Source organism: Colwellia ponticola (assembly GCF_005885605.1).
GTDB lineage: Bacteria > Pseudomonadota > Gammaproteobacteria > Enterobacterales > Alteromonadaceae > Colwellia > Colwellia ponticola.
The window spans coordinates 150708-168889 of the sequence record NZ_SZVP01000003.1; the positions used below are offsets into that span (position 1 = coordinate 150708).

The window sequence follows — 18182 nt, forward strand, 5'->3', positions numbered from 1 at the left end:
AAGGCCGACCTACAAAAGCTGCTTAGCTGATGGTTTCGGTGTCAATGTAGGTCGGGATTTAGCTACGATAGGACTGCTTTCTGTAGGTCGGGGTTTACCCCGTCAAAAAAATCAACAATATGATTAGCTTGACGGCCTAAAGGCCGACCGACAAAAGCTGCTTAGCTGGTAGTTTTGCTGTAAATGTAGCTCGGGGTTTACCCCGTCAAAAAACATCAACAATATGATTAGCTTGACGGCCTAAAGGCCGACCTACAAAAGCTGCTTAGCTGGTAGTTTTGCTGTCAATGTAGGTCGGGATTTACCCCGTCAAATAGCTATCAACAATCATTAAAAAAACGTATTACCGTGACGGCCTAAAGGCCGACCTACAAAAGAGCGTAGGTTGTGGCTTTTGCTGTCAATGTACTCGGTAGTGTAATTTTTATTATTTTTTAAATTCCGTTTTTAAGTTTTGTAATAAATCCGCTAAGCGTTGTATTTTTATATTGCTCAGTTGGCGATAATCAAAATATGGGCAGACGATCAATTTATTGTGGTGGTCGATAGCAAATTCATCATCTAACCACTCTACATTTGCAACCAGTTCACCGCTATTGATTAGCGCTTTGGCATGACCTTTACCACAAATAATATGCACGACTTCTCTATCAGGTAAGAGTGTCGGCGCTGAAAACAATAAAGCGGTTTTGCTTTGCGCTTGTAACAAATATTTATCTCGATATTCTTGCCAGGTAGCTGCATAAGTCGCAAAGTCATAATGTTTTTTATCTAAACAATACAGTAACTTGGCATAAACATTAAAGACTTTGCGCCAGCCATTGCCACACGCTTGGTTAATCATATTAATTTCACCGGTAACTAATGCTCTTACCTCAGCTAAAAGTTGGTATTCGAGCATAGTCGGTTTATTGGCGATATACACGGCAAAAGTAAAATTGCTGTCTCCTAAGCCGAGTCCTGCCTTTGCGTTGCTAATTGCCATCAATTACTATCCTTTCAAGTTCGTTAAACTCGATACTATTTCCGGTACTATGTTCATCGACCAGTTCGTTAACGAACGGACTCGCTGCGTTCATATCGGCAATAATATACACTTTGTCTTTGGCTCTGGTGAGGGCAACATAAAACAGTCGGCGCTCTTCTGCATGGGCAAAGGTTTCTTTTGGTGCCAGTAATACTTCTGTTAGTGTCTCTAACGGTACTGGTGCAGTTTTTTCTGCTGGAAAGCCATAAGCACCTTTTTTTAACCCTATAACAATCACATAATCGGCTTCTTTACCTTTTGAAGCATGAAAAGACTGACAAGAAATAGTTAATGCTGGGTATTGATTATTTAATGTTTTCAGCGCTGTGTTATCGGGTAATAAAAACCAAAAACGCGCCAGTAAATAAACCGTAACGGGCTTAGTTTCCTCTTTAGCGACCTTGACTGAAATAGCGGTTAACACTTCATCAATAGCGCCATTGGCCATTTCAGCAACCATCATTTTTTTTGATGCTTGCAATGGGCCATGACTTCTATTAAGCAATGAAACAGCGGGTTCGTTGACCTGCTTTAGCGAGTGAATTGTTTTTTTAATTTGTGCTGGGTTTTTACTAATAAAATCGGTGGCAACTTGACCAATATGGTTGTTAAAGCGAAAGGTTACATCTAATACCGATTGCGTGGTTGCGCCAAAGTAGTCGGCAAAGTTTGTGGTTAAGTTAATATCTGCACCACTAAAACGATAAATAGCCTGCCAGTCGTCACCTACAGCAAATACCGAGCAGTCTTGGTTATTATCGCGTAACGCCTTAACTAAACGCGCCCGTGGCGCTGATATATCTTGAAATTCATCCACCATAATATAACGCCACGGTGACTGAAATTGGCCTGTTTGCACATAAGTTAGTGCGTTATTAATCATGTCTTCAAAATCAATTTCATCGTGAGCGGTTAACTGATGTTGGTAAGCGATTAAAATGGGGTTAAGTAGTGCAAAAGATAATGCTAACACTTTTGAGTTTTGTGTTGCGTCTGTTGAGTTAGCAATAATTTGTGCTGTGATGCCGTTATTATTAACGGTGCTCGCTAAGCTATTGGCTGAGTTACTCCCCGCACAAGCCGCTTTATAAAGTCCAACCAAGTTAGCAAGTTTTTTACCTAGAGCCTTGACTTGATTACTTTTAAAATCAAATTCGCTTTGCTCAAGCGTATCGCCGTTATAAATCGGGTTACTTTGATGAGCAAGCGAAAAATACTCAACAATAAGCGCACGATAAGTGGCTTGTTCAGTAATGAGCTTTTCAAAATAAGTGACAATCCATTGTATCTTTGCTTGCTCATTCTGAGCAAATATCGATAACTTGGGTTGTTTACCTTCCACTTGGGCAATAATATTGAGCCCTAAGCTGTGAAAAGTGCTCGCCTTAACCTTAGGAGTAGACAGCTTGTTTTTTATGCGCTCATCCATTTCTTCGGCGGCTTGTCGCCCATACGCTAGCAGTAATATTTCATGACTTTGCGCCTGTGAGCTATTAAGTAAATAACCTGCTCGCCCGACCATCACACTGGTTTTACCGGTGCCCGCGCCAGCAAGTAACAAGTTATTATCATTATCGATAATACAAGCTCTGCGTTGATTCAGCGTTAACGGGTTAGATTCCACCTGATCAAAAAATGTTTTATAGGTTTGTAATTGCTGATTAATATAGCGCTCTCGACACTCTGCTATGCCCTGCTCACTCCATTGCTGATAAGTCGACAAAAGCTGCAGCTTTTCAGTAAGACTTAGTCCGAGTTCGCTTAACTGGCTTAGCCGATTCAGCCGACTTAGCTTTTTTGCATTAAGCCAAGAAAACCAGCGTTTACATTCAGGCTTTACCGCTCGCTGAATTTGTTCAATAGTTGATTGTCGTAAATAACGATGAGTCGTTATTTTGTTTATAGTCGTTAATAGCTTATTAACGCGTTCAATATTAGCTTCGACCCAAAAACGCTCGCAATCACCTTGTTGTTGACGTGGCGTGTTATAGGCGAGCATAGAAAAGCAGTACTCGTTATCCGCGGTTTTAAAAGCAATAATTTGCCCTAAAAAACCCAGAGAAAAACGTGGTGGCTCAATAAGAGCTGTCCATTGAATAATATTCAAACGTTGGTCTGAACCTCTGTCTAAATCAATACTGATACCTACGTTATTCACCTTGATAACAGTAGCAGCACCAAAGAGTCTACCAAAAAAACTTGACGCAATAGCTTTCATTTACAATACAAATCCGAGCATACCAAAGAAAAAATAAGGAAGAGATAATCAGTAGGGCTATTCTAGCATTAGCGCAATGCTTAGGTCACAATGAATCGTGTAATAAAACAATAAAGCGTTGATAGTACTAAGGTAGTAATTAAAAGCTAAGGTATTGGTTTTACTATAACGATAGCAACAAACAGCTAGCCACTTGCTAAAACACCTTAGCAGTGCCAATCAACACCACTGATAGAGTAAAATATGACAAAAAGTAACGAGAGTAACATCAATAAAAATTCAGGTGAGCAGATTCGTCGTCAAGTAATGGGTGATGAATTTGTTGATCGCGCGCTTGATAATGCTGATGATTTTACTCAACCTATGCAAGATTACATTAACGTGCATGGTTGGGGATCTACTTGGCAACGCTCTGGTTTAGATCTTAAAACACGTAGCTTAGTGACCATTGCCATGCTTGCTGCACTTAAAGCACCACAAGAGCTTAAAGGTCATATTCGTGGTGCATTAAATAATGGTGCAACGAAAGAAGAGATACGCGAAGTATTACTGCACAGCGCGGTATATTGTGGTGCACCTGCTGCCCAAGAAGCATTTCGTGCCGCTAAAGAAGTGTTATAACGGCTCTTTTAAACGCTGTCGGGCCTCACTGCGCTCGTGCCGACCTACCGATGACGATGTGTCAGCTCAGGTTAATTGATTCAGGTCAGGTAATTGAGCCCAGGTCGGTTTGTCATGTGACTTGCTAAGTCTGAGCTTATAGCCGCGATAAACTCGCCGCTATAAATTTTTATTAAACTGAGCGATAACCTCGACTACTTTTCTAGCGCCAACTTGTATCTCATTCATCGCCTCACCTGCCTCATTAGAAAGTTGTAACGCTTTTTCTACTTCTTTCATGCTTTCTTCAATCAGTAAAACCGCATCGCTCGTTAATTTTTTATTATCTGATACCACGTTAATAATTTCTTCTGTCGTTTTACTTGTTCTTGATGCTAGCTGTCTAACCTCATCTGCAACCACAGCAAAACCTCGGCCTTGTTCACCTGCTCGGGCAGCCTCTATCGCGGCATTGAGTGCTAACAAATTAGTTTGATCGGCAATGCCGCCAATACTTTCAACCAGTTGCGCTACTTTTTGTGATTGAGTAGATAGTTCAAAAATACCTTTACTTACCTCTTCCATTTTTTTTGAAAGTTTCGCCATTGTAGTTATTGTTGACCCAATAACCTCTATCGCATTGAGTGTGCCCTTATCTGTTTCTTTAGAGACATTGAGGGCAATATCAGACGTTTTCGCCATAGCTAACTCTTTATTTACCTGGTCTGTAATAATAGTGGCAAATTTAGCCACTTTATAGAGTTGACCTGTGTCATCATGAATAGGGTTATAAGAAGCTTCAAGCCAAACTATATTACCGTAACTATCAACCCGTTTGAATCGGTCAGAGACAAACTCACCTGCCTTAAGTTTATTCCAAAACAGTTGATACTCTTGAGAGGCCACTTCAGCAGACTCACAAAAAATACTATGATGTTTGCCAATGATTTGACTAAGAGAGTAGTTCATCCCTTTTAAAAAGTTTTCATTAGCCGTTAATATTATGCCGTCTAAACTAAACTCAATAATCGCCGATGAGCGCGTTAGCGCAGCTATCATCTCTTTATGCTTTCGAGATTGTGAAATAGTATTAGTTAACTCAGTAGAATAAACTGCAAGCGTTAAGGGATTTTGCTTGGGTTGAATAATAGTACGAAACCAAACCTCTTTATTATTCTGACCTTGAATTTGCATTGCCCCATGCCAGTGTCGTCCTTTCGCTATGGCGGTAAGCATTTTCTGACAAAGATCATTTTTTAATGTTTTATGCATAATAAAATCTTGAATATTTTTATCAAGTATTTCACTTTCAAGGTAGCCGCATGCTTTTAAAAACAATGGGTTTACGTCAATAAACGTTCCTTTTAGATCTAATGAGAAATAAGCCATTTCTTCTTTAAGATCTTTTTGAACATCATGAAATATTGCCAATTCGTTCTCTAATTCAGCAATTCTAGCTAAATACTTACCTTTACCAAACAGCATACTATTCTTCCTACACAATAAGTTCTTATTATAACTAACATTTTACAAAAATTTATATTTCTAAGTGTGAGTAAGCAATAAAGTTACTAGGCTTACAAACTTTCATTTTCTTGTGGTGTTAGCATAATAAGATCATAGCTTGCTTTAACGCTATACGAAATAACGTATGTTCATCAGCAATAACTACTTTCGCTTAATTCATTATAAACCCCATGAGTATAACAATAACACAGACTTTTTTTATTGTTATACATTCTAATGACATTGAGGCTATTTATTTAGTGGGTGAAGTAGTCAATAAAGCAAAAGAATAGGTTTAATAAAATAACTGGAACATCGTTCTGCTCAGCTCAATGAAAACAACGAGAATTGCTGACTCGATCAAACATCTATAAAGGTTTATCATATAAGTTATTGTAAAAGTTTTTAATACTGTATTTGTCAGACAAATACACTCTGTACATCCACGATGTAACAAAGTGAGTTAAACTCTAATAAATAACATCTTCATTCTTTAACAAATATGAATAACGCTATAGGCCAATAAAAACAAATGAATGATAGCTATAACACAACACCTCAAAACATTAACAACCAAGCCACTATTCTCTGGCACGATTATGAAACTTGGGGGATTTCACCTAAGTTTGATAAGCCTTCACAATTTGCCGGTATTCGAACCGATCTCGATTTAAACATTATTGGCGAGCCTGAAATGTTTTATTGCCAGCCGCCGGTAGATTATTTACCCCACCCTGAGGCGTGTTTGGTCACCGGTATTACCCCACAAAAAGCGCAACGTGAGGGGTTGTCTGAAGCTGAGTTTGCCGCGCGTATTCATACTTTATTTACGCAACCCAATACCTGTGTTGCCGGCTATAACAGCATTCGTTTTGATGATGAAGTGACTCGTTACCTGCTTTATCGCAACTTTTACGACCCTTATGCGCGAGAATGGCAAAATGGTAATAGTCGTTGGGATATTATTGATATGGTGCGTGCTTGTTATGCGTTGCGCCCTGAAGGTATTGAGTGGCCAACGGTTGAGCGTGATGGTGAAGAAGTAGTTAGTTTTCGCTTAGAGTTACTCACCAAAGCCAATGGTATTGCTCATGAAGCCGCACATGATGCCATGAGTGATGTTTATGCCACTATTGCTATGGCTAAGTTAATTAAAGAAAAACAGCCGAAGCTATATGAGTTTATTTTTAATTTAAAAAGTAAGTTTGAAGTTAAGGCGTTAATTAATACCGCCGAGATGACGCCTATCGTACACACCTCGAGTAAGGTGTCATCTGCACACGGTTGTACTAGTTGGTTTGCGCCAATTAGTTATCATCCAGTCAATAAAAATGCGGTGATTTGTGTTGATTTAGCCCGTGATATTTCGCCTTTATTAACGCTAACCAGTGAAGAAATTAAAACGCGTTTATATACCCGTTACGATGATTTAGCGCCTGATGAATTGCCTATTCCAGTGAAACTTATTCATGTTAATAAATGTCCGGTTATTGCGCCAGCAAAAACATTATTACCTGAAAACGCTGAGCGCTTAGCGATACCAAGAGAAGAGTGTTTGGCTAATTTAGCGTTATTAAAACAACATGCCGAGCTTAGAGATAAGCTCAGTGATGTGTTTGCAACATCAGATTTTGATAACGATGAGGTTGATGCCGAGCAAGCGTTATACGGCGGCAACTTTTTTAGCCATAGCGATAAAGCGCAAATGGAAATTTTACACGGTTTATCACCAGAGCAATTGGCAAGTCACCCGTTTCAATTTCAAGATGAGCGGTTACCGGTATTATTGTTTCGTTATCGCGCTAGAAACTACCCACACACCTTATCAACACAAGAGCAGCAAAAATGGCAGCAACATTGTCAGAGCAAACTGCAATATGGCGGTAAAGGTATTTTATCACTCGATGAATTTATGATAACGATTGAAAACTTGGTTCATGAACATGAAACCGATAAAGCCAAAATGTCAGTATTAAAAGCCTTATATGAATTTTTACAAGGCTAGTGATACATTGCTAATTAACAAAGCCTTTTAAAATAATATTACCGTGATGGCCTAAAGACCAACCTACACAAACAGTGTAGGCGGTTTTGGTATTTGTAGGTCGGGCTTTAGCCCGTCAAAAAATATTGAAAATCATTCGAGAATGATTAAAAAATTAATATTACCGTGATGGCCTAAAGACCAACCTACACAAACAGTGTAGGCGGTTTTGGTATTTGTAGGTCGGGCTTTAGCCCGTCAAAAAATATTGAAAATCATTCGGGAATGATTAAAAAATTAATATTACCGTGATGGCCTGAAGGCCAACCTACAAAAAAACCATGTGTGTTATCTAAGCATATCAGTCGTCATCCCCGTATTGGCCTAGTCGGGGTTATTGATAGCTTTTACGCTCTAGCTGGTATTTTTTCATTTTATCATACAGCGTTTTTCTCGCTAAGCTAAGCTCTTCCATGGTGTCTTTAATACAGCCTTCGTTATTGGCCAGCGCTTCTTCAATCAGAAACTTTTCAAAGAACTCAACACGTTTAGTGAGTCCCATGCAGGTTTGCATAACGTTCTCGTTGGCATTTTTTTTCAGGTTAAAAGCCGCAGCTTCACCCAATAAAATATAACGCTCGGCTAAGTTGCGTAATTCTCTAACATTACCTGGCCAATCATGACTTAATAGCTGTGCTTTGTGCTCTGGTGAAAGTGGAATTAATTCTTTTTTATAACGCGCAGAAGCGATACGAGCAAAATGTAAAAACAGTAAAGGAACATCTTCAATACGCTTTCTTAAGGGCGGAATATCTACTTTCACTAAATTTAAACGATAATACAAATCTTCACGAAACAAGCCTTGTTCACACAGCTCTAACAAATCAACTTTAGTCGCGGCAATCACTCTAACATCCAGTGCTATGCCTTCATTCGCCCCTAAACGTACTACTTTTCGCTCTTCTAGTACCCTTAATAATTTAATTTGTAATGCCATTGGCGTACTCTCTATTTCATCAAGAAATAAAGTGCCGCCGTTAGCATATTCAAATTTACCAATACGTTTTTTATCTGCCCCGGTATAAGCGCCTTGTTCAGCACCAAAGAGTTCACTTTCAATAATGTTTTCAGGAATAGCACCACAGTTAAGCGCAACAAAGTTACTTTCACGACGCACACTATGATCGTGTAAATAACGCGCGACGAGTTCTTTACCGGTACCCGTTTCACCATCAATCATGATATCTGCAGGTGCATCCATCACTTGATTTAATATTCTACGCATTTGAACAATACTTGCTGAGTTACCCAATATTCTAGGTCCAGGCAAACCATGTGTTTCAATCTCTTTTTTTAATGCTCTATTTTCAAGCACTAGGCCGCGCTTATCGAGTGCTCTTTTTACCGTGTCGACCAAATCATCATTATTAAAGGGCTTTTCAATAAAGTCATAAGCACCATTGCGTATCGACTTTACCGCCATAGAAATATCACCAAAGCCGGTCAGTAATATAGTAGGGATATCAGCATCAATGGTTTTAATTTTTTTCATCAACTGATGCCCATCTACTTTAGGCATATTAATGTCACTAATCACCACGCCCGGCCAAGTAGTTGATAATTGGTTAAGTAGCTTATCAGCTTGTGAAAAGGTATGTACTTCAAAGCCTTGTAGTTCAAAGGTTTGCTCAATAGCGCTACGTATATGCTCTTCATCATCAATAACAAAAACAACGCCCAATTGTTTAATTTCCATGATTTTCCTTACTTGATCCTTTACTTATACCAATTACGGGTAAGTTAATAGTAAAAACAGCGCCACCATCAGGGTGATTACTGACGTTAAGTTGTCCTTGCATTGACTCAATAATACGGTGTGAAATAGACAAGCCTAAGCCCAAACCAAAATTGTCTTTGGTGGTAAAAAAAGCTTCAAATACGCGGTCAATATTATCCGCTAAAATTCCTGGACCATTATCACGTATTTCAATAATAACCCGCGGGTTAGCGTTAATCACAGCAATGGTTATTTGCTTATCGGTTTGCTCACTCAACGCATGGATGGCATTACTTAATAAGTTAACCAGTACTTGTTCAAAACGCACACCATCACCCAAGATAGATAATGGCACTAAAGAAGAGGTATTCGTTAAGGTCACTTTTTCTGCTTTAGCTTGATGTTTTACAATGCTCATTGCCGCCATAATGCTGTTATTAACATTCACTGGCGTGGCAATACCAGTACTTTTTTTAGAGAAGCTATTAAACTGACTCACAATATCGCTTAGTCTATCGACTAAACCTATAATCAGCGTAAGATTATTTTTTACCTTATCGGTCATACCGCGATCTTGATAAGCCAGTGCATTTTGTGAATAACTGCGCAGTGCTGCTAATGGTTGGTTTATTTCATGGTTAATACCCGCCGACATACTACCAATAACGGCCAATTTTTCTGATTGAATCAACTCTTCTTGCATTTCATGCATTTGTGTTTGCGCTTGTTGGCGTTGAGCTATTTCTTCATGTAATTTAACATTGGTTGCACTTAAATCAGCAGTGCGCTCTTGTACCTTATTTTCTAACAACTGCTGCGATTCTTTTAACCGACGAGCATTTTTAAGGCGTTCATTAGTAAATAACACTAAAAACATAATAAGTAGATAACCAATAGCACTTACGGTGATTAGCATGATCTGCTGGTGCTTAATTTCGTCGGTAGAGCGCCATAAGTGAACGTGCCAATTAGCATTTTTCATCAATTTTTTTAGCGCAAACACTTGTTCAGTACTTTGAGCTGTGCCCTGGTCTGTCTCTTCAATAGTCTTGATTTCTAATAATTGACTACTCAATTTTTTGGGAAAGTAACTACTGGTACTCCTCACAATATTGAGTGATGAAATTTGATTATCAACATAGCGCTCTCCTGCGATTAACTTACCTTGTTTCATAGTAGATATATCGCCAATGGTTTTTAAACGCCACTCGGGTCGATCAGAAATGAAAATAACGTCATCAGGTGCGGTAATTAAAAAATTAAAACTATCATTTAATACGGTTTCTTTGTACTGCTCTTCAATGTCGGTAATACTTATTTTTATGGCGATAACACCCAGGGTAATATTATTGTCAATCACCGGGTAAGCATAATAGAAACCGCGCTTATCACTGATTAAACCAATAGCATAATAATGTGACAGTTTGCCTTGTAAAGCTTCTTGAAAATAAGGTCTAAAGGCGAAATTCATACCAACAAACGACAGAGGCATTTGCCAGTTACTAGCGGCAAGCGTAATACCTTCTTTATCAATTAGGTATATATCTGAAGCCTGGGTCATAATGCGTAAATCCGCTAATAACTTGTTAAGTCGATTTACCTTGCTCTCATCGCTCGGTGATCTGAGCACTTGGATTAACAGCGGATCTTTTGATAATACTTCAGGAATTTTATCAAAACGTGTGAGGATATTTTCGATATAGCCAACTAAGTTAGATAGCTGCTGGCTAGATTGTTGATGCATGTGTTGATAGGCATTATTCATCCCTATTCGCTGGGTGAACTCGATAGTTAATAACAAGCCAACAACGAGCAAAGTAGATACTATATAGTTTTGACGTTTTAACTTATTTATATAGAACAAAAAAAATCACCTCGTGAATAAATCACAATTATCTTAACGACAGCTAATGCTAATAGAGAATAGGGTCAAAAGACCCTATTCTAGTTAGTTTATAATATCAGCTTTTTACCTTGATGGGTTGTGCTATAACATTGTGCTATAACATTGTGTTATAGCAAAGGCGGTGTCGAAAAATCCGCCCCCCCTCTATCGTTATAGCGAGACCTATCAGTATGTCTAATAAATATACTTATACTCGGTCATCGTTATTAGAAATCAAATCTTGCACCAATTTGCATTTCAGACATATCTTCACCCGTTGACGGTAAACGGGTAGTATCACTATCTAGCTGCTCAAATGATGCCCACACTTGAAATTTACTTGAAAGATGGCGAATGTACTCGACTTTAATCGAGCTAACGTCGCCTTTTATATCACAAGCGTTTACCGCATAGCGTGCGTGTATTTGGTTTTTGTCTTGACGCCATTTACCATAAATACCCGTGGTTGAACGCTCTTCACCAGCACAGGCAGTTACACCACCCGGCTGTTTAATACCGTTGACGGGGTCTAATTTCACATTGCCTGAAGAGTTACCCAAATAAATGTCAAAATCATCTTCCGCTAATTGATAAAATGCCGACACGGTATATTGTTCATTAATTTTGTACCAAGCACGCATACCGTATAAATTACCGGTGTTTTCACCTTGTTGATCAGCCGCTAATGCCGCTTGAAGTTTCCACTTGTCGTTATGATACTGGGCCGCTAGTTGGTATTGGTCAATAGAGTCGCCATCTTGCCCTTCGGTTTGTATCGCTGCGCCGAATTTCCACTGATTGAACGACTTTTGCCATTGCAGCATATCATCATCACGAATAGCGCCTTGGCGTAACGAGTCTAAGCCATCTGAAAAGTAAGCACCTCGAACATATTGATGCCATAAAATGGTTTGTGAACCATAGGTAAGTGTACCAAATTTACCTTTTAGCCCTACGTAAACTTCACGCATACCTGGTTTATCATTTTGCTTAAAGTTAACGTTATCGTCACCACGTAAACCATATTCAACTTTACCGATACCAGTTAAGCCATCGGCAAGTTTAACCTCGGCTTTAACGCCAACACGACTTAAAAAGTCTCTACCATTGGCGGCATCATCAGAAGTACCGCTATCAACATAGTCAGCACCTAAGCGCAGTGAACCATAAAAAGAGCTGTCAACTTCGCTCGCATTAACACTTGCGCTTGCACTGACACAAGCCACTAGTAATGCATTCGCCACCAGTGTTTTTTTTACTTTACTTATCTTAATCATTTGAACACATTTCATATATTTCCCTTTTATGTTGAGACCTTATTATTTTTATAACCAAGCTAGCTTAATATCTACAGAAGCACCCACAGGTAAAGTGAGCCATTTGGGTCAGTTACTTGTTTTATATCAAATAGCCGATAGCAGATAATTAATTACATTAACAACTTGTTATCGCAATGTTCACGCCACTATTAACAAAGTTGTCATATATAATAAGTCCTTAAGTAACAATATGTTACAGTTGGTGGTGTCTTTTCAACCAAACCATTTAGGGGAAAACCACCCATAATGATGATTGGCGTAGCTACAATTCCCCCCATAATAAAAGCAACGGGTCAGTAAGACATAAAAAGGATCGGGAAAAAATAAAAAACTTAACAACATAGAATAACGCTTAACTAACAGCGCTCACCTTGACTGGGCTTTAGTCTATTATCAGCAATAGTAAGTGGCGGTTTCCCACACATATGGCTCTTTTTTTGGGTGGTTAAGGTGTTTTTAATCGTGAGTATATACGGGTAAAAAAAATAAAAACCTTTATTAACAAGTAGATGAAATTTTGGCAGCTTTTTTGCTTAACACCGAGCAGCACTATTATAATAAATAACATTGTGAGTAAACTTATGACAGAGATTCAAAATAAAGCAACGCCGTTGGGTATGCTACTATTAGGTCCAGTGTTTATGCTGATCACCTTATTAACCCCTGTACCTTTTGAAGGCATGTCAACCCAGGCATGGTACACCCTAGGCTTAGCATTATGGATGGCTACTTGGTGGATATCTGAAGCAACACCCGTGGCAGTAACGGCTTTTTTACCGTTAATTGTAGCCCCTATTGTTGGTATCGCCCCTATCAAGGCAACAACCTCGTCTTACGCCCATCCATTAATTTTTCTATTCCTTGGTGGTTTTTTTATCTCTATTGCCATGGAGCGATGGAATTTACATAAACGCATAGCGCTAAAAGCAATGTCGTTAACAAGCACTAAACCTAGCCATCAAATTGGTGGCTTAATGCTAGTGACTGCGTTTTTATCTATGTGGATGTCTAATACGGCAACCGCCGTTATGATGCTACCTATCGCTTTATCCATTATCGAGATGGTTAAACAAAAACATATTGGGAACGCTGAAAACTTCTCCAAACCTATGTTACTAGCCATTGCCTTTTCTGCCAGTATTGGTGGTTTAGCAACACTCATTGGTACACCACCTAATGCGTTAATGGCGGCTTATTTAGCTGATAGTTACAATATTAACATTGGTTTTGCTCAGTGGATGATGGTTGGTGTCCCATTATCAACAATATTATTAGTACTGTGCTGGTTTATTCTGACCAAATTTTGCTACCAAGTTAATGAAGGTGAGCGTGTAGATACCAACAGCATGTTCAAAGAAAAACTTAAAGAATTAGGCAAAATGACTAAGGGTGAAAAGCTGGTATTGTTTTTCTTTGCTTTTGCTGCATTGAGTTGGATTTTCAGACCATTAATCAGCAAAGCAACGGGGTTAGCAATTACTGATACGGGTATTGCTATGTTCGTTGGTTTAATGCTATTTGTGGTACCTGTTGATAGTAAAAAAGATATTCGTATTTTATCTTGGGATGATACGAAGAAATTACCTTGGGGCGTATTGTTACTATTTGGTGGTGGTTTAGCTTTAGCCGGCTTGATCAAAACCTCAGGACTTGCAGGTTACATAGCGACTCAGCTTGAAGCAACGTCAAACATTCCTATTATTGGTGCTGTTTTAGTAGTTACTGTGACTATATTGTTTTTAACTGAAGTGACCAGTAATACCGCCACAGCTGCAAGCTTTTTACCTTTACTTGGTCCAATAGCGGTAACATTGACTGATGGTCCTATGATGCTAGTTATACCTGCGGCATTAGCAGCAAGTTGTGCCTTTATGATGCCGGTAGCAACGCCGCCTAATGCGATTGTATTTAGCTCTGGAGAGTTACGTATTGCCGATATGGCTAAAGCTGGATTTTGGCTCAATATTGCTTCGATTTTCATCATAGTATTATTGATGTTTACTAGTGTACCGTTAGTATTTAATTTGTAAGATAAGGTCAATAGCTCTGGCTATTGCCTTAAAGCATTGCTTGAGAGATTACCTTAGATATAAGTTAATTAGAAAAGCATACAAAAACGCCAGGCTTATAGTCTGGCGTTTTTGTAGCAAAATACACCATTGACTTAAGGTGACGCCTTAAGTCAATGTTCAATATTTAGCTGAGCGTTATTTTTTAAAGCGAGTGATCAGACTTGAGGTATCCCAGCGTTCTCCACCCTTTTCTTGTATTTCTTGATAATAACCATCTAGCTGTTTAGTTACCGTTAAATCAGCACCGAGTTTATCTGCTTCTTTAAAGGCAATAGCTAAGTCTTTTCTTACCCAGTCAACAGCAAAGCCAAAATCAAACTCTCGCGCACACATCGTTTTGCCGCGATTGTCCATTTGCCAAGAGCCGGCAGCGCCTTTACCAAGAGTATCAAGTAACTTATCCGTATCTAGCCCTGCTTTTTGGGCAAAATTTAATCCTTCCGCTAAACCTTGTACGGTATTGACAAAACATATTTGATTAACCATTTTAGCTAACTGACCCGAGCCAACTGGCCCCATAAGTTGACTAAAACGGGCAAAGGCAGCCATAACGGGTTCAGCTTTATCAAAAACCGCTTCATCACCCCCTACCATAACCGTAAGCACGCCATTTATCGCACCAGCTTGGCCACCCGAGACAGGGGCATCTAAAAAGTATTGTCCATTGTTATGCGCTATTGTACCCAGTTCAACGGCAAGCTCTGCTGATGCGGTGGTATGATCAACAAAAATACTACCTTTAGGTAAACCTGCAAAAACGCCTTGCGCGCCTAAAGCAATTTGCCTAACGTCATCATCATTGCCGACACAAGCAAAAACAATATCACAATTTTTTGCAGCTAAAGCCGGTGTGCTAGCGACTTCACCGGCAAATTCTTGCTGCCAAGCTAAGGCTTTATCGTGATTGCGGTTATAAACACAGACTTGATGCCCAGCGGTTTTTAAATGACCTGCCATGGGATAACCCATTACACCCAAACCAATAAATGCTACTTTCATATTTCACCTTTACTTATGAATTAGTTAATTAATTCATTTAATAATTTAATATAAGGTCAGTAGTTTATAACAATCTCATTAATTATGTGATAATTGACACAATGCGTGATTAATACCAATCTCACTAACTATGTGAACATTTCTACTGGTTAAAACAACCAACTACTGCGTTATTTATTTTATAATTAGAATAACTAGTTATTAAAATAAATGTCTTATATTTGACTGTTTTTCCTACGTATAAAATAGATCACCTAATTAATGAAACTGGTATAATTTTTTAATTCACTTTGGGAATAGTCAAGATGAGTAATATTTATCAATTTTCAGTAAAGAACAATAAGCAGGAAACTATTGAGCTAAGTCAATATGCCGATAAAGTTATACTTATCGTCAATACAGCAAGTCAGTGTGGCTTTACTCCTCAGTATCAAGGATTACAAAACCTATACGATAGCTTTCAAGAAAAAGGCTTTGAAGTGTTAGCTTTTCCGTGTAATCAATTTAAGCAACAAGAGACGGGAAGTAATGAAGAGATCCAGCAGTTTTGCGATTTACACTTCAAGATAAAATTTCCGTTGTTTAATAAAATTGATGTTAATGGTGATAATGCCGAACCTTTATTTAACTATTTAAAACAACAAGCACCTGGAATTCTCGGCTCTAAATCAATTAAATGGAACTTCACTAAATTTTTAGTTAATCGCCAAGGAAGCGTGGTAAAGCGCTATGCACCCAGTACTAAACCAGCAGCGATAACCGCTGATATTGAAAAGTTGTTAAGTAATTAAAGGTCAATGCTTTTTGCATAGTTCTTGTGTAGGTCGGCCTTTAGGCCGTCAAGCTAATCAGATGGCTGATATTTTTTGACGGGGTAAACCCCGACCTACTCAAACCCGAGCTAACAAACCCGGCTTAGCCAAAGCAGTTAGCATACCTTTTGTGTAGGTCGCACCTTTAGGCCGTCACACTACTTTTGTTCTTTGTTTGTTTTGTGTTGTAGATCTTATATCTTTGCAAACAAGGTTTTATGTAGCTTCTCAACCACAAAGTTAGCGTCGTTTTCTGCGACTAAAAAGCACAGGTTGTTAGCACTAGCGCCATGACAGATCATACGGATATTAATATCGTTAATGGCTTCAAAAATGTTTTGACCAATACCTTTAGCGCCGGTTAAACCATTGCCAATAACCGCCACTAATGACAAGCCATTTTCAACACTCACTTCACACAGTTGCTCTAATTCAGCAACGACTGTATTGGTAATTAACGATTGTGTTGAGCCACTCGGGTTATCAAACGTTAAGGCAACACTGATCTCACTAGTGGTCACTAAATCAACACTTAATTCGTATTTAGCTAATACACCAAAAACTTTTGCTAAAAAGCCACTGGCATGGAGCATAGCAGGACTTTTTACTGTGACTAAGGTTTGCTCTCGTCTTAAGGCAATTGAGCGATAGGTTGGAGTTGAGTCAACTTTTTTCTTGATTTGTGTACCACCTTTTTCAGGCTCTTTACTTGAACCAACAAAAACAGGGATATTGCAACGCATTGCAGGGATTAACGTTGCCGGGTGTAATATTTTAGCGCCAAAAGTAGCCATTTCAGCGGCTTCGCCAAAACTAATTTCTTTAATCGCGCGTGCTTGATCGGTAATACGTGGGTCGGTAGTGAAAATGCCCACCACATCAGTCCAAATAGATAAGTTATCGCCCTGTAACGCTTCAGTTAACAACGCCGCTGAATAATCAGAGCCGCCTCGACCTAAGGTAGTGGTATTACCCTCGCCGTCTTGACCAATAAAGCCTTGTGTAACAATTACTTTATTAACAAGTTTAGGCGCAAGTAATTGGGCACAATGACTTTTTAATAGGTTAAGGTCTACGATAGCTTTACCATAGGTGCTATTGGTTTTCATCACTTGTTGCACATTGAAATACTCACCCGCAACATCAATAGACTGTAAAACTTGGGCGAAAATACGCGAACTACATTGCTCACCATAAGCAAGAATTGCATCACTGTTTTTAGCACTGTGTTGTAATGATTGGGTTAACGCGTGTTGTGTTAATTCATCAAGTAAGCGATTTATTTCTGTATTGAGACTAGCTTCAATATCACTAGAAAAATGCTGGGTGATGTTAAATTGAATAGCTCGGATATTATCTATAATATCTTTCTGCTCATTTACTGAGATATTTTCTTGGCTTAAGCGTACTAAATAGTTAGTGACGCCAGCACTAGCAGAAACGACGATTAAACGGTTACGTGTGTCGTTTTTAATAATATGAGCGCACCGTAACATTGCTTCAAAATCGGCAACACTGGTGCCGCCAAATTTAGCTACGGTTAATGAAGGTAATGATTTTGGTGCTGCGGTTGTAGATGATAATTGAACTGAATTCACAAATTTCTCCCATAAAAATAAGCTGCTTACTACATTGGGTATTAAGTAAACTAGCTATTGGAAGAGCATGACTGAGCGATTAACGAGTAGTAATATTTACCTGTTTATAAAAATAAGCGGTAAATAAACGAAAATTTCTCAGCCAGAAGCTCTCCACCTTTTGTTTAATACCTTTTTAATTAATACCTATTGTGTAGGTAAAAAGTAGGCAAAAGTTAACAAATACGTTAGGTGACAGTCATAAGGATTCAGCCTTAATGACCGGGTATTTAAGTCCACAGTTAAATACCCTCGGCGATAACTTCCCTCAAAAACGGTCATAGGAATGTGGTTCCTGTCGTTTTTTACCTAAGCTTCGCGCCTCTTCTGGTGCCTTATTATGTAA

12 protein-coding genes and 1 riboswitch are annotated in these 18182 nt (G+C 38.8%); of the genes, 4 read left to right on the forward strand and 8 right to left on the reverse strand.

Annotation, left to right across the window (positions count from 1 at the left end; translation table 11 throughout):
* Window positions 1-427: 427 nt before the first annotated feature.
* The gene (locus FCS21_RS05400) at window positions 428-985 is read right to left on the reverse strand and encodes a DUF6942 family protein (RefSeq protein ID WP_138621199.1); all 558 of its coding nucleotides are present in this window, start codon (window positions 983-985) and stop codon (window positions 428-430) included.
* Window positions 975-3245 (reverse strand): UvrD-helicase domain-containing protein, encoded by a 2271-nt coding sequence (locus FCS21_RS05405; protein ID WP_138621201.1) that lies wholly within the window; start codon window positions 3243-3245, stop codon window positions 975-977. Before FCS21_RS05405 ends, FCS21_RS05400 begins: the two co-directional genes overlap by 11 nt.
* A 243-nt stretch (window positions 3246-3488) precedes the next feature.
* Here FCS21_RS05405 and FCS21_RS05410 point away from each other — a divergent pair, with 243 nt between their 5' ends.
* Window positions 3489-3866, forward strand: coding sequence for a carboxymuconolactone decarboxylase family protein (locus FCS21_RS05410; protein ID WP_138621203.1), 378 nt, complete (start codon window positions 3489-3491; stop codon window positions 3864-3866).
* 159 nt (window positions 3867-4025) lie between these two features.
* On the opposite strand, the gene FCS21_RS17110 is transcribed toward FCS21_RS05410, so the two are convergent.
* Window positions 4026-5330, reverse strand: coding sequence for a PAS domain-containing methyl-accepting chemotaxis protein (locus tag FCS21_RS17110; protein ID WP_138621205.1), 1305 nt, complete (start codon window positions 5328-5330; stop codon window positions 4026-4028).
* 553 nt (window positions 5331-5883) lie between these two features.
* Here FCS21_RS17110 and sbcB point away from each other — a divergent pair.
* A complete protein-coding gene (gene sbcB / locus FCS21_RS05420) occupies window positions 5884-7356 on the forward strand; it encodes an exodeoxyribonuclease I (RefSeq protein ID WP_138621207.1) in 1473 nt (490 codons plus the stop codon).
* A 373-nt stretch (window positions 7357-7729) separates the two neighbouring features.
* On the opposite strand, the gene FCS21_RS05425 is transcribed toward sbcB, so the two are convergent.
* The 3 genes from FCS21_RS05425 to FCS21_RS05435 all read right to left on the reverse strand — a co-directional run bounded on the left by FCS21_RS05425 (window position 7730) and on the right by FCS21_RS05435 (window position 12289).
* Window positions 7730-9091 carry a sigma-54-dependent transcriptional regulator gene (locus FCS21_RS05425; protein WP_138621209.1) on the reverse strand — a complete coding sequence of 454 codons (1362 nt, stop codon included), beginning with the start codon at window positions 9089-9091 and terminating at the stop codon, window positions 7730-7732.
* Window positions 9081-10976, reverse strand: a complete 1896-nt coding sequence (locus FCS21_RS05430) for a sensor histidine kinase (RefSeq protein WP_138621211.1) — start codon at window positions 10974-10976, stop codon at window positions 9081-9083. The genes FCS21_RS05425 and FCS21_RS05430 overlap by 11 nt, the downstream gene beginning before the upstream one ends.
* 248 nt (window positions 10977-11224) lie before the next feature.
* Entirely contained in the window at window positions 11225-12289 is a 1065-nt protein-coding gene (locus FCS21_RS05435; protein ID WP_138621213.1) for a porin, read from the reverse strand.
* Window positions 12290-12897: 608 nt separating this feature from the next.
* Between FCS21_RS05435 and FCS21_RS05440 the strand changes: the two genes are divergently transcribed.
* Window positions 12898-14346 (forward strand): SLC13 family permease, encoded by a 1449-nt coding sequence (locus FCS21_RS05440; RefSeq protein WP_138621215.1) that lies wholly within the window; start codon window positions 12898-12900, stop codon window positions 14344-14346.
* 177 nt (window positions 14347-14523) lie between these two features.
* Here FCS21_RS05440 and FCS21_RS05445 read toward each other — a convergent pair whose 3' ends face one another.
* On the reverse strand, window positions 14524-15387 hold the full coding sequence (locus FCS21_RS05445; RefSeq protein WP_138621217.1) for an NAD(P)-dependent oxidoreductase: 864 nt from the start codon (window positions 15385-15387) through the stop codon (window positions 14524-14526).
* Between the two features lie 305 nt (window positions 15388-15692).
* On the opposite strand from FCS21_RS05445, the gene FCS21_RS05450 reads away from it, so the two are divergent.
* Window positions 15693-16178, forward strand: coding sequence for a glutathione peroxidase (locus tag FCS21_RS05450; RefSeq protein ID WP_138621218.1), 486 nt, complete (start codon window positions 15693-15695; stop codon window positions 16176-16178).
* A 215-nt stretch (window positions 16179-16393) separates the two neighbouring features.
* Here the strand turns inward: FCS21_RS05450 and lysC are convergent, their stop codons facing one another.
* Window positions 16394-17797 (reverse strand): lysine-sensitive aspartokinase 3, encoded by a 1404-nt coding sequence (gene lysC, locus FCS21_RS05455; RefSeq protein WP_138621220.1) that lies wholly within the window; start codon window positions 17795-17797, stop codon window positions 16394-16396.
* 138 nt (window positions 17798-17935) lie between these two features.
* Window positions 17936-18171: riboswitch (Lysine riboswitch) on the reverse strand.
* Window positions 18172-18182: the final 11 nt, after the last annotated feature.

Excerpts from the sequence above, each read along its gene's own strand:
- FCS21_RS05400 (WP_138621199.1), bottom strand. The coding sequence starts at position 985 with ATGGCAATTAGCAACGCAAAGGCAGGACTCGGCTTAGGAGACAGCAAT.
- FCS21_RS05405 (WP_138621201.1), bottom strand. The coding sequence starts at position 3,245 with ATGAAAGCTATTGCGTCAAGTTTTTTTGGTAGACTCTTTGGTGCTGCT.
- FCS21_RS05410 (WP_138621203.1), top strand. The coding sequence starts at position 3,489 with ATGACAAAAAGTAACGAGAGTAACATCAATAAAAATTCAGGTGAGCAG.
- FCS21_RS17110 (WP_138621205.1), bottom strand. The coding sequence starts at position 5,330 with ATGCTGTTTGGTAAAGGTAAGTATTTAGCTAGAATTGCTGAATTAGAG.
- sbcB (WP_138621207.1), top strand. The coding sequence starts at position 5,884 with ATGAATGATAGCTATAACACAACACCTCAAAACATTAACAACCAAGCC.
- FCS21_RS05425 (WP_138621209.1), bottom strand. The coding sequence starts at position 9,091 with ATGGAAATTAAACAATTGGGCGTTGTTTTTGTTATTGATGATGAAGAG.
- FCS21_RS05435 (WP_138621213.1), bottom strand. The coding sequence starts at position 12,289 with ATGAAATGTGTTCAAATGATTAAGATAAGTAAAGTAAAAAAAACACTG.
- FCS21_RS05440 (WP_138621215.1), top strand. The coding sequence starts at position 12,898 with ATGACAGAGATTCAAAATAAAGCAACGCCGTTGGGTATGCTACTATTA.
- FCS21_RS05445 (WP_138621217.1), bottom strand. The coding sequence starts at position 15,387 with ATGAAAGTAGCATTTATTGGTTTGGGTGTAATGGGTTATCCCATGGCA.
- FCS21_RS05450 (WP_138621218.1), top strand. The coding sequence starts at position 15,693 with ATGAGTAATATTTATCAATTTTCAGTAAAGAACAATAAGCAGGAAACT.